The sequence below is a fragment of the Kribbella sp. NPDC056861 genome, from assembly GCF_040687575.1.
Lineage (GTDB): Bacteria > Actinomycetota > Actinomycetes > Propionibacteriales > Kribbellaceae > Kribbella.
The window spans coordinates 794234-807157 of the sequence record NZ_JBFBNQ010000001.1 but is presented as its reverse complement, the minus strand read 5'-3'; the positions used below and the strand labels follow the sequence as shown (position 1 = coordinate 807157).

General features: G+C 68.2%; 7 protein-coding genes. 4 read left to right on the top strand and 3 right to left on the bottom strand.

The window, feature by feature from the left end; all coding sequences use genetic code 11:
- Positions 1-3: 3 nt before the first annotated feature.
- Positions 4-1278: a hypothetical protein gene (locus AB0P21_RS03585; protein WP_363693488.1), complete on the top strand. Its 1275-nt coding sequence runs from the start codon at positions 4-6 to the stop codon at positions 1276-1278.
- 194 nt (positions 1279-1472) lie between these two features.
- Complete coding sequence (locus AB0P21_RS03580) at positions 1473-5069, top strand: S8 family serine peptidase (RefSeq protein WP_363693487.1); 3597 nt, start codon at positions 1473-1475, stop codon at positions 5067-5069.
- Between the two features lie 43 nt (positions 5070-5112).
- Here the strand turns inward: AB0P21_RS03580 and AB0P21_RS03575 are convergent, their stop codons facing one another.
- The 3 genes from AB0P21_RS03575 to AB0P21_RS03565 all read right to left on the bottom strand — a co-directional run bounded on the left by AB0P21_RS03575 (position 5113) and on the right by AB0P21_RS03565 (position 9620).
- Positions 5113-8196 carry a family 78 glycoside hydrolase catalytic domain gene (locus AB0P21_RS03575; RefSeq protein WP_363693486.1) on the bottom strand — a complete coding sequence of 1028 codons (3084 nt, stop codon included), beginning with the start codon at positions 8194-8196 and terminating at the stop codon, positions 5113-5115.
- Between the two features lie 78 nt (positions 8197-8274).
- Positions 8275-8958, bottom strand: a complete 684-nt coding sequence (locus tag AB0P21_RS03570) for a TrkA family potassium uptake protein (protein ID WP_363693485.1) — start codon at positions 8956-8958, stop codon at positions 8275-8277.
- Positions 8958-9620, bottom strand: a complete 663-nt coding sequence (locus AB0P21_RS03565; protein WP_363693484.1) for a TrkA family potassium uptake protein — start codon at positions 9618-9620, stop codon at positions 8958-8960. The genes AB0P21_RS03570 and AB0P21_RS03565 overlap by 1 nt, the downstream gene beginning before the upstream one ends.
- Positions 9621-9715: 95 nt before the next feature.
- On the opposite strand from AB0P21_RS03565, the gene AB0P21_RS03560 reads away from it, so the two are divergent.
- Entirely contained in the window at positions 9716-11743 is a 2028-nt protein-coding gene (locus AB0P21_RS03560; protein ID WP_363693483.1) for an APC family permease, read from the top strand.
- Entirely contained in the window at positions 11740-12909 is a 1170-nt protein-coding gene (locus tag AB0P21_RS03555; RefSeq protein WP_363693482.1) for a class I SAM-dependent RNA methyltransferase, read from the top strand. Before AB0P21_RS03560 ends, AB0P21_RS03555 begins: the two co-directional genes overlap by 4 nt.
- Positions 12910-12924: the final 15 nt, after the last annotated feature.

The following is a 12924-nucleotide window of genomic DNA, read 5'->3' as shown; positions in this document are numbered from 1 at the left end:
AGCGTGAGTCAGACCGGTTGGATCGTCGTGGTGGTGGTCGCGGTAGCGGTCGCCATCGGTGTCGCGTTGATCGTGCGCCGTGATCGGTACATCAGGTCGCTGCGGGAGCGGGGCTGGATCTTCAACGGCAGCCCGACCTTCGAGACCGTGGCCCGGCTCAGCAATCCGCCGTTCGGGGTCGGCTTCCGCCGTGATCCCGACGACCAGATCACCGGCCGGACCAGCTCGGGCCGCGCCTTCCAGGTGATCGAGTACACCGCCGAGAACTGGAGCGGCTGGGTCGGCATGGTCACGCTGTCCCGCCGGCTGCCCGAGCTCTGGATCATGGGCGGCCAGACCCGGCCCCGGTACGGCGTCGCCGCCACCCGGATGCCGTCGCCGCCGCAGCTCGGCGACGCCTGGCAGATCGGCGCGCTCGACCCGGCGTACGCCGCTGAGGCGTTGTCCTCGCAGGTGTGCGGGCAACTGGCCGCGATGGCCGCTTCGCAGCCGGGTCTCAACATCAGCATCGACGGCGACCAGCTGGTCGTGCTCGACCCGCCGCGCAAGGATCCCGACCTGCTCGCGCCCTGGCTGGAGCAGCTCGCCTCCCTCGCCGAAGCGATCGACGCCACCCCGCTGGACCACTGGATCCAGCCGGAGCCCCCGCCTCGCCTGACTTTCTACCACCACCCGGACTGGCACTGGATCGGCGAGGACGACAGCCTGCTGCACACCACGCCGGCGACGCGGTCCGGCCACGGTCACACGACCAGCAACGTGATCCGCGGCCGGGACGGCGACGGGCCTCCGTTCGTCGCGTTCACGCACGAGTGGAAGACGACTCGTACCGAGACCTACACCGACTCCGAGGGCCGGTCGCAGACCCGGACCGTGACCGACCACCACACCGAGCACATCCTCGGCTTCCAGTTGCCGACCCGGATGCCGCCGCTGAAGGTCGGCCGGCGGGGGATCGGGCGCGGCATCAGCTTCGAGAGCGGCGCGTTCAACGAGCAGTTCGCGGTGCACGCGCAGGACACGAAGTACGCCTACGACGTGATCCACCCGCGGCAGATGGAGTACCTGATGGCCAATCCGCCGGCCACCTTCGAGTTCGTCGACGGCTGGGCCTGGTTCGAGACCGGTGTGCACAGCCAGGACGTGATCGGCCACAGCTCGCAGTTCCTGCGCGGCTTCCTGGCCCGGGTGCCGCGCTTCGTCTGGCGCAACCTCGGTCTGGAGGAGTCGCCGTACCCGCCGATCGAGCCGGCGCCGACGCCGGTGCGCGGGGCGTAGTACGGGGTTACTTTCCGCGGTGTCGCAAACGTGACACGGCGGAGAGTGGCCAGCTGAATCGGTGAACTCGCGTGCTTTCACCGGCCTACGATCTGGCGACTCATTCGTAGACCCTCTGTGAGGCACCCGTGACACCACGCCCTGGCCGCGGTCGGAGACTGCCGGCCCTATCGGCGGCGCTCTTGGCTGCCGCTGTGTCCTTGAGCGGTGGCATCGCCGCCGCGTCGCCACCTGGTCCGGACGGCGCGTACGCCGTACCGATGGTCGCCGCGGCGCCGAAGACGATCACCCTGATCACCGGCGACGTGGTCAAGGTGACCGTCGGCGCCGACGGCAAGAAGAACTACACCGTGACCGGACCCGACGGCCGGCTCGCCGACCACGACGTGCGGGTCGACGGGGCGAACACCTACGTCTACCCGCGATCAGCGGCCCGGTTCCTCGGGGCGAAGCTGCTCGACGAGGATCTGTTCAACGTCACCAAGCTGCTGGCCGACGGATACGTCGAGGACGCGCTGCCGCTGATCGTCACCTACACCGACGCCGCGGCGAAGGCTCGTACCCAGGCCGTCCCGGCCGGCGCGCGCAAGCAGAGCACGCTCACCAGCATCAAGGGCGCCGCCCTGACCGCAGATCGTCCCGCCGACTTCTGGCGTTCGCTGACCGCGGGCAGCACTGCTCGCGGCAAGGCGCCGACCGGGTTTGCCGCGGGGATCAAGAAGGTCTGGCTGGACGGCAAGTTCAAGGCCGACCTGGCCGACAGCACCGCGCAGATCGGCGCGCCCGAGGTCTGGCGGGGCGGCAACATCGGCCAAGGTGTCGACGTCGCGGTGCTGGACACCGGGATCGACCTGCAGCACCCCGACCTCGACGACCGGGTGGCGGCCTCGACCAGCTTCGTCCCCGAGCTCGACGTCACCGACCGGCACGGGCACGGCACGCACGTCGCCTCGACCATCGCCGGCACCGGTGAGGCCTCCGACGGTCTGGAGCGGGGCGTCGCGCCGGGCGCCCGGCTGCACATCGGCAAGGTGCTCGACAACGAGGGCAGCGGCCAGGAGTCCTGGATCATCGCCGGGATGGAGTGGGCCGCTCGCGACCAGCACGCCAAGGTCGTCAGCATGAGCCTCGGCGGCGGTCCGACCGACGGCAGCGACCCGATCAGCCAATCGCTGAACGAGCTGTCCGCCGAGACCGGCGCGCTCTTCACCGTTGCCGCAGGCAACGCTGGGCCGGGCTACTACACCGCCAGTGCTCCGGGCATCGCCGAGTCGGCCCTGACTGTTGGCGCCGTGGACGGCGCCGACAAGCTGGCCGAGTTCTCGAGCTGGGGACCGCGGGTGGGCGACGGCGGGTTGAAGCCGGACATCACGGCTCCGGGCGTCGACATCCTGGCCGCGCGTTCGCAGTACGCGGCCGAGGGCTCCGGTGCCTATCAATTGATGAGCGGTACGTCGATGGCGACGCCGCACGTGGCCGGCGCGGTGGCGCTGCTCGCCGCGCAGCACCCGGACTGGACCGGGCCGCAGCTCAAGAGCGCGATCGTGAGCACCGCCAAGCCGACCCCGGACTACAACCCCTACCAGGGCGGCCACGGCCGGCTGGACATCGCCGCGACCAGCAAGGCGACCGTTTTCGCCACACCGACCGCGTACTCCGGTCACTACAGCTGGCCGGTGACTCCGGGCCAGGTCGCCGATCGCGACGTGACCTACACCAACTCTGGCGACCAGCCCGTCGTACTGGACCTCACTGCCCAGGTCGCCGACGCACCGGCCGGGCTTTTCAAGCTCTCGGCGCCGACCGTCACGGTGCCCGCGCATGGCACTGCGACCGTCAAGGTGTCGGTGACGGTCGACGACGCTCCGGCCGACAAGCAACTGTCCGGCCAGCTGATTGCCAAGAAGGCTGACGGCACGCAGGTCAGCACGCTGATCGGCATCGGGCGCGAGGGGGAGCGCTACGAGCTGACTCTCGAGGCCAAGGACCGCAGTGGTCGTCCGCTCGGTGGCGACGCGATCCTGATCGGCGGCAAGACGTACGGCCAGTTTTACGTCGAAGAGGGCGGCACCTCGCTCCGCCTGCCTCCGGGGGACTACACCACCTGGATCACCGCCGATGTCGAAGGGGCGAACGGCCCGTCGTCGCAGGGGCTCGCAGTACTGACTCTGCTCGACATCCACCTCGACAAGGACCGCACAGTCACGTACGACGCTCGCAAGGCGCGGCAGCTCACGGTGGCCGCTCCGCAGGCGACGACGCTCGGCGAAGTACGGGTCAACAACTATCGGGACTTCGGGCGGGATGTCTTCTCGGTCGGGTCGTCGCGGTGGCCGAGCCCTGCCTACGACAGTGTCTGGGAACTCCCCACCGGCACGGCGAAGAGTGGTGAGTTCACGACCGGCGCTCGCTGGCGGTTGGAGCAGCCGGCGCTGACGGTCAGCTCGTCGACGCGGACCTTCGACGACACCCTCGTACGCCGCGGCGCGACGCCGTTGGCCAAGGGCAAGCACGTGCTCGACGCGGTGCTCGCCGATGCGAAAGACCAGCAGGGCAAGGCGGTTGTCGTACGCAACAACGACGGTGGATCGGTGGAGGAGCAGGCGGCTGCTGCTGCGGCGGCCGGCGCCAAGCTGCTCGTCGTCGTGAACGACGGACCCGGGAAGCTGGTGGCCTGGGGAGACTCGATCTACCTGCCGCCGAACCCGCCGCCGGTGACGATCGCGACGCTCACCCAGGACGAGGGCGAGCAGTTGATCGGTCAGTTGCAGCAGGGTCGGGCGAGCCTCACGGTGACCTCGAACCCGACGCTGGACTACACGTATGACCTGTCGAAGTTCTGGGACCACTTCCCGGCCGACCCGTCGGTCCGGGTGCGCACCGGCGAGTTGGCGCGGCTCAACGTGTCCTACCGGAACTTCCGCCAGGGCGGCGGTATCGAGAACCGCTTCGACATCTGGAACGGCGACTGGGAATCGGCGATGAACACCACCGGGATGCCGCTGATCGCCGAGCGCGCGGACTACGTGATGGCCGGCGTGCCCTACCAGGCACAGGCGCAGATCCTGCGCGAGACGCAGCAGGCCGAGCCGGAGTACACGGCGTACCAGGCCGGCAGCCGGACCGAGATCGAGTGGTTCGGGCCGATCCAGCGGCCGCGGCTGAGCAAGGCGCTCTCGCCGGTCCGCCACAACGATCAGCTCGCGGTGGTCGCACCAGGCTGGAGTGATGGCGGCGGCAACCACGTCGGTACTGCGTTCAGCAACTTCGACGTGACCCAGAAGACCAGTCTGTTCCAGGGCTCGACCCTGGTGGCCGAGGATGATCGCGACCAGTTGACCGTGACCGGCCTCAAGCCCGAGTCGCTGCCGTACCGGCTCGTTGTCGACAACACCCGGGGCACCTGGCCGAGTCCGTACTCGACCGTGACCCGCACCGAGTGGAGCTTCACGTCGGAGTCAACTGTTGATCAACCTGTTGACTTGATCCAGGTTGACTATGCGATCACTGTTGACTCAACAGGTCGGGCGGGTCGGCACGACGACCTGTCGATCTCGCCCAAGTGGGCGGTCAGTTCTACGGCAGCCGGGCTGCGCACGCCATTGCTGGATGTCTCCTACGACGACGGCAAGACGTGGCAGCGCGCGACGCTTCGTAGTACTGCCGCCGGTTGGAGCACGAGGCTCGACGGTCCACGATCCGCAGCGTTTGTGAGCCTGCGGGTGCACGCCGAGGACGGCCAGGGCGCCGGGGTTGATCAGACCATCACCCGCGCGTTCGGACTGAAGTAACCAAGCCGCTGCCGGGCGGAGTAGCAGCTCCGCCCGGCAGCTTTCACTTCTTCTTGCTGGTGAAGCTCCAGTGACCTGAGCCGACCGGGTGGCTGACGCCGCCCAGTACGACGGTCGCCGTGGTGCCGACCGGGATGGTGACCACCAACCGGATCGACTCGTCGGTCTGCGTCCAGCGCGACACGATCCGGCCGCGGACCGTCTCGATCGTGCCCGACGCGCTTGCCAGGGTCGGCGGGATCTGCGGCGCGATGGTCACCGTGCGGTAGCCGGGGGAGGTGAGCTTGATCCCGGCCAGCTCGGTGTAGAGCGAGGCGTTGATCCCCGCGAACATCGCGTGGTCGTGCGTCTCCATCCCTGACGTGTACAGCCACTGCTCCCAGGACGTGGTCGCGCCGTGGTCGATCTCGAACCCGAACGACGGGTAGGTCCGCTTCTGCAGGACCGTCATCGCGACATCGATCCGGCCGACCTTGGCGAGCGCGTCGACCAGGTAGCGAGTGCCGAAGATGCCGGTGTCGAGATGGCCGCCGTTCTTCGTCAGGATCGTCTCGACCAGCTGGTCGCCGACGGCGTTCACGTGCTCGGCAGGCACCAGTCCGAAGGCGAGCGGCAACACACTCGTGGTCTGCCGCCCACTCCCGTACTGCGAACCGTCCGCGCTGAGGAAGTGCGCGTTGAAAGCGTCCCGGATGCTGTCAGCCAGCTCGGTGTAGCGGCGTACTTCGTCCGCAGTACCGACGACCTGCGCGGCCTTGGCCAAGTTGAGCGCCTGCTGGTACGACAAGGCAGTGTTGACCAGAGACACCTCGCTGAAGCAGTCACCGGCCGACGGGCTCCCCATCCCGTCGTTGGCTTCCGGCCCGTGGTCGGGCGGGCACCAGTCGCCGAAACCCTGATCCGCCGGCCAGATGTGGCTGGGCACGTCGGTCGCGTTCTTGTCCACGAACGCCTTCATCTTCGGATAGGTCGCCGCGAGCGTCGCGCGATCGCCGTACTGCTCGAAAAGCGTCCAGGCCAAGGTGATCTGGCCACCGGCCATGTCCGGGTACTGCGCTTTGGCCGCGTCGCTGGGCAGCGCGGTACCGGGTGGCAGGTCGCGCAGGTACTTCGCGTAGAAGCCGTTCATTCCGAACTCACGGATCGACGCGTCGCGGTACGCCTGCAAATCCATCGTGGGTGGCGTCCGCTCGTCGCGGACCGGGGTGTCGGTCGGCAGGCTCATCGAGTTGTTGAGGATGCTCCAGCGGTTGTTCTGCCAGATCTGGTTGAGCAGGTCGCTGCTGGACTCGAAGGTCCCGGTCGACTCCAGATCGGCGTGGACCGCCCGGCCCTGGAGAGTGCTGAGCGTGGGCTGCCCCGGGAAGCCGGTCAGTTCGACGTACCGGAAGCCGTGGTAGGTGAAGCGGGGTTCGTAGACCTCGGTGCCGTTGCCGCTCAGGACATAGGTGTCGGTTGCCGCAGCGCCGCGGTTGGTGAAGGTGTCGAGCAGGCCGTCCTGGCCGAGTTCCTCGGCGGCGCGCAGCTTGATCGCGGTACCGCGCGGGCCCTTGACCGTGAGGCGGGTCCAGCCGGCGATGTTCTGGCCGAGGTCGTAGATGAAGACGCCGGGCTTCGGCTGGGTGAGAGCGATCGGTCGCAGCGTCTCGGCGAGGCGGATCGGCGGCATCGTGTTGGGCGCCAGGTCGGTGCTCGGCGCGGCGACCGCCTTGGTCGGCTGCCACTGCGAGTCGTCGAAGCCGGGCCGGTCCCAACCCTGCTGCGCCAGGCGTGCGTCGTACGTCTCGCCGTTGTAGATGTCGTCGCCGACGATCGCGCCGGTCGACCACTTCCAGCTGGGATCCGTGCTGATCGTGTGGTGGCTGCCGTCGGTGTAGGTGACGTCGATCAGCACGATCGCCTGCTTCGGGCCGAGCCAGCGGAAGCCGTACTGGCTGTAGTTGGCTCCGTAGCCGTTGCCGAGCCAGACCCCGACGGCGTTGGCGCCACGGCGTACGTCATCGGTCACGTCATAGGTGTCGAAGAGACTGCGCTGCCCGTACGGCGTACTGGCGGGGGTCAGGACGCGATCACCGACCTTGTTGCCGTTCAGGTGGAGCTCGTAGAAGCCGAGTCCGTAGACATAGGCGCGAGCCTGGGCGACGCGCTTGTCGAGCGCGAAGTCGCGGCGCAGCATCGGGGCTTCCGGGTCGCGCTGGATCAGAGTCGGGTCGCCGGTCGGCTCCAGCTCACCTTCGAAGTCGTCGCGGTACAACTCTTCGCACGTGAGGCTGTGGATGACCAGGTTGTCGTACGCCGCTCGCTCCTGGACGCCACCCGTGGTCGACGAGCGGAAGCCGACGGTTCCCTTGCTGAGGGCGGTGTTCGTGAGCTGGTTGACCTGGCTGCCGTCGATCCAGGTGGTGATCGTGCTGCCCTCGGCGCGGACCTTCAGGTGATTCCGGGCCGCGGCGTCGAAGCCAGTGAGTTCGATCTCGCCGAGGTTCGTGAAGCCGCCGTTGACCTTGGCGTGCGGGCGGAGGAAGACCTTGCCCGGCTGGATGGCCGCGTTGATCTGCCAGAGATAGAAGTTGGCCGTGTCCTTGGCGCGGAACACCACGCTCGCGGCCGCCGCCTTGATGGTGAAGTCGATGTCCAGGGTGAAGTCGTCCCAGGTCAGGCTCCCGGTGTCAGGACTGATCCACTGCGCGCCCTTCCAGTCCGTGACGGCTGTCTCCCACCAGGCGGTCTCGGTCGACCTCGTCGAGCCGCCGCGCGAGTCCCAGACCTCGACAGCCCAGTAGTAGCGATGCGCGGGATCGAGTGCCCGACCGCCGTAGGGGAGGGCGACCGACTCGTCGCTGGTGACGCGGCCGCTGTCCCAGACATCCGGGCGATCCTGCTTGAGCAGCGAGGGGTCGGTGGCGACGAGGAGCCGGTACGCCGACTGGCGCTCGTTGTTGACCGTGGTACCGAGTTTCCAGCCGAAGGCCGGCTTCGGATTGTCGGTGCTCAGCGGGTTGACCGTGTTGTCGACGGTCAGTCCGCCGACGCTCAGCTTGCCCGTCGCGGCGGTCGCGTCCGTCATCAGACTCCCCAGGATGAACACCATCGCCATGAACAAGGCCGTCCGGCTGAATCGATTCATAACGCAAGAAGCTAGACGGCGACGAGGCCCGGGCGGAACCGCCCGGGCCTCGTATGACCGTATCCGGTCAGTACTGCGTTACTTGCCGTCCTGCGACTTGCGGTGGTGCGGGGAGAGCATGTCCTCGAGCTGCTCCTCGGTCTCGTCCGCCGAGACGAACAGCAGCTCGTCATTCAGCTCGAGGGTGCCTTCCGGGTCAGGGCGCAGGACGCGGCCCTCGCGGATGATGGTCACCAGCGCGGTGTCCATCGGCCAGTCGATGTCGCCGACCCGCAGGCCGATCATCGGGGAGTCCTCGGGCAGCGTCAGCTCGACCAGGTTGGCGTCGCCCTGGCGGAAGGTGAACAGCCGGACCAGGTCGCCGACCGAGACCGCTTCCTCGACCAGCGCCGACATGATCCGCGGCGTCGAGACCGAGACGTCGACGCCCCAGGCCTCGTTGAACATCCACTCGTTGCGCGGGTGGTTGACCCGGGCAACGGTGCGCGGTACGCCGAACTCGGTCTTGGCCAGCAGCGAGACGACCAGGTTGGTCTTGTCGTCACCGGTGCTCGCGATCGCCACCTGGCAGCGCTGCAACGCGGCCTCCTCCAGCGAGGACAGCTCGCAGGCGTCGGCCAGCAGCCACTCGGCCCGGGGGACCGACTCGGCCTTGATCGCCCGCGGGTCCTTGTCGATCAGCAGCACCTCGTGGCCGTTCTCCAGCAGCTCCGCGGCGATCGACCGTCCGACGTTGCCCGCGCCGGCGATGGCTACCCGCATCACAGCTCCTCAGGCTTGGTGCCCAGTTGGGACTCGATCGCGTCGGCGTCGCGCTCCAGCATCACCACGTGGACCAGATCGCCTTCCTGGATGACCGTGTCGGCCTTGGGAATCAGGCCCTCGCCGAGCCGGGTCAGGAACGCGACCTTGGCGCCGGTGGCCTTCTCGATGTCGAGCGCGAGCCGGCCGACCCAGCCGGAGTTCACGTGCACCTCGGCCAGCCGGACGGTACCGGACGGGTCGCGCCACTCGGGCTCCGAACCGCTCGGCAGCAACCGCCGGATCATCTGGTCGACGGTCCAGCGCACGGTGCCCACGGTGGGGATACCGAGGCGCTGGTAGACCTCGGCGCGGCCGGGGTCGTAGATCCGGGCGACGACATTGCCGACGCCGAAGTTCTCCCGGGCGACACGCGCGGCCAGGATGTTGGAGTTGTCGCCGTTGGAGACCGCCGCGAACGCCTCGGCCTCCTCGATCCCGGCCTCGGTCAGGACGTCGCGGTCGAACCCCATCCCGGTGACGGTGCGGCCGGAGAAGTTGGCGCTCAGCCGGCGGAACGAGTCGGCGGACTGGTCGATGATCGCGACCGTGTGGCCGCGTTTCTCCAGGGTCCGGGCGAGCGTCGACCCGACGCGGCCGCAGCCCATGATGACGACGTGCACTCCGTGATCACTCCTTGCCCCGCCTGGGGCCGCTGGCATCGGTGTCGGCAGGGATAGACGCTACACCGGACCGGGGCTGCCTCTAACATCACCGTGTGACCCCCGCTCTAGGCGACATCGGCAAACGCATCCTGATCGGACGCAAGCTGCGTAGTACGCAGCTGGGCGAGACGTTGCTCCCGAAGAAGATCGCGCTGCCCGTGTTCGCCAGTGACGCTCTGTCGTCGGTCGCCTACGCGCCCGACGAGATCTTCCTGACCCTGTCTCTGGCCGGTCTGGCGGCGTACTCGTTCTCCTGGAAGATCGGCCTGCTGGTCGCCTTCGTGATGCTGATCGTGGTCGCGTCGTACCGGCAGAACGTGCATGCGTACCCGTCCGGCGGCGGCGACTACGAGGTGGCCACGGTCAACGTCGGCCCGACCGCCGGACTGACGGTGGCCAGCGCGCTGATGGTCGACTACGTGCTGACGGTGGCGGTGTCGATCTCGTCCGGCGTCCAGAACGCGAAGTCCGCGCTGCCCTTCCTGGCCGGCCACGAGGTGCCGCTCGCGGTCGGGCTGGTGCTGGTGCTGACCGCGCTGAACCTGCGCGGGGTCCGGGAGTCCGGCGCGCTGTTCGCGATCCCGACCTATATCTTCATGGCCGCGATCATCGGAATGGCGATCTGGGGCGTCATCCGGCTCGGTATCGGCAACCTGCCGCTGGCCGAGAGCTCCGAGTTCGACGTCCGGCCCGAGCCCGGCCACGAGGTGTTCAGCGGGGTGGCCGCGGCCTTCCTGCTGGCCCGGGCGTTCTCGTCGGGCTGCGCGGCGCTAACCGGGGTCGAGGCGATCAGCAACGGCGTACCGGCGTTCCGCAAGCCGAAGAGCAAGAACGCGGCGACCACGCTGCTGCTGCTCGGCACGATCGCGATCACGATGCTGATGAGCATCCTGTACCTCGCCTCCAAGATCCACCTGCGGTTCGCCGAGGACCCCGGCAGCCAGCTCTACCGCAACGGCGAGCCGGTGGGGGACTCGTACAACCAGAAGACCGTGATCGCCCAGATCAGCGACTCGGTCTTCTCCAACTTCCCACCCGGCTTCTACCTGGTGATCGGCGCGACGATGCTGATCCTGGTGCTGGCCGCGAACACCGCGTTCAACGGCTTCCCGGTGCTGGCCTCGATCCTGGCCAAGGACGGCTTCCTGCCCAAGCAGCTGCACACCCGCGGCGACCGGCTCGCCTACAGCAACGGCATCATCTTGCTGGCGCTGTGCGCGATCGGCCTGATCATCGCCTTCGACGCCGAGGTGACCAAGCTGATCCAGCTCTACATCGTCGGGGTGTTCGTCTCCTTCACGCTCAGCCAGTTCGGGATGATCCGGCACTGGACCCGGCACCTGAAGACCGAGACCGACCCGGTCAAGCGGGCCAAGATGATGCGCTCGCGGGTGATCAACGCGATCGGCCTGACCCTGACCGGGATCGTGCTGATCATCGTGCTGGTCACCAAGTTCACCCACGGCGCGTACATCGCGATCATCGCGATGGCGGTGCTGTTCGTGATGATGAAGGGCATTCGCAAGCACTACGACACGGTCGGCCGCGAGATGGCCGTGGACGCCAGCGACCAGCTGATGCTGCCGGCCCGGGTGCACTCGATCGTGCTGGTCTCCAAGCTGCACAAGCCGACCCTGCGGGCGCTCGCGTTCGCCAAGGCGGCCCGGCCCTACATGCTCGAAGCGGTGACGGTCGACGTCGACCGGGACGAGTCGGAGCTGCTGCAGGCCGAGTGGGAGGCCCGGGACATCCCGGTGCCGCTCAAGCGCCTCGCGTCGCCGTACCGGGAGATCACTCGCCCCATCGTGCAGTACGTTCGAGATATCCGCCGGCAGTCGCCGCGGGATGTGGTGATGGTCTACATCCCTGAGTACGTCGTCGGGCACTGGTGGGAGCACATCCTGCACAACCAGAGCGCGCTACGGCTCAAGGGCCGGCTCTTGTTCACGCCGGGTGTGATGGTGACGTCCGTGCCGTATCAGCTGATCTCGTCCCAGGCAGCTGAGGAGCGGCAGGACCGGGAGGAACGCGTAGCCGGCCAGGTACGGCGCGGCGCGCGCAAGAGTTCAGGAGACAGGTGACGGGAGAGCAGATCGTCGGGACGCTGCTGGAGCTCGAGGTGGGGCCGGTAGCGCACGGCGGGCACTGTGTCGCGCGCCACGAAGGCCAGGTGGTCTTCGTCCGGCACGGGCTACCAGGTGAGCTGGTGCACGCCCGGGTGACCGAACAGACCACGAAGTACCTTCGGGCCGACGTGGTACAGGTGCTGACGCCTTCGCCGCAGCGGATCGAGCCGCCCTGCCCGTTCGCCGGGCCGGGCCGGTGCGGTGGCTGCGACTTCCAGCACGCCAACATCGTCGAGCAGCGGCGGCTGAAGGCGACCGTGGTGTCGGACACGCTGCGGCGGATCGGCGGCATCGAGCGGGCCATCGTGATGGAGTCGCCCGGTGACGACGGCCTCGGCTGGCGCACCCGGATGCGGTACGCCGTGGTGGGCGGCCGGCCGGGGATGTACGCGCACCGGTCGCATGACCTGATCCAGATCGACAAGTGCCTGATCGCCCACCCGGGGACTCCGGACGTGCTGCACGAGCAGTGGCCGGATGCCTCGTCGGTGAAGGCAGTGGTGTCGTCGGAGGGCAAGACGGCCGTACTGACCGACGACAAGTCCGGTGGACGGGTTGTGGAGGTCGTGCGCAACCGGCGCTTCCGGGTGGAGGCCAATGGGTTCTGGCAGGCTCACCCGGCTGCTCCCGAGACGCTGGTGGACGCAGTACTGGCTGGGTTGACTCCGCAAGCCGGGGAGACCGCGCTAGACCTGTACTCCGGGGTGGGACTGTTCGCGGCCTTCCTTGCGGAGGCGGGGTGCGCAGTACTGGCTGTCGAGGGCAGTAAGGACGCAGTGAAGAACGCCCGGCGGAACCTGCACGACCTGCCGTCGGTGACGCTCGAGGCAGGGGACGTCGCCAAGGTGCTCAACATGGCGGCCGGGAAGGGCATGGAGTCGGTCGACCTCGTCGTGCTCGACCCGCCGCGGACAGGGGCCGGCAAGGACGTCGTACGGCGGATCGCGGCACTGTCACCGCGGAAGATCGCCTATGTCGCCTGCGACCCGGCGGCGCTGGCGCGGGACCTGAAGACCTTCGGCGAGCTCGGGTACGGCGTGAGCTCGCTGCGGGCGTTCGATTTGTTCGGGATGACACATCACATAGAGTGCGTGGCTGTGCTCGAACCGCGACCCAGCTAGTTCCGGCGGGTCGTC

Excerpts from the sequence above, each read along its gene's own strand:
- AB0P21_RS03575 (WP_363693486.1), bottom strand. The coding sequence starts at position 8,196 with ATGAATCGATTCAGCCGGACGGCCTTGTTCATGGCGATGGTGTTCATC.
- AB0P21_RS03570 (WP_363693485.1), bottom strand. The coding sequence starts at position 8,958 with ATGCGGGTAGCCATCGCCGGCGCGGGCAACGTCGGACGGTCGATCGCC.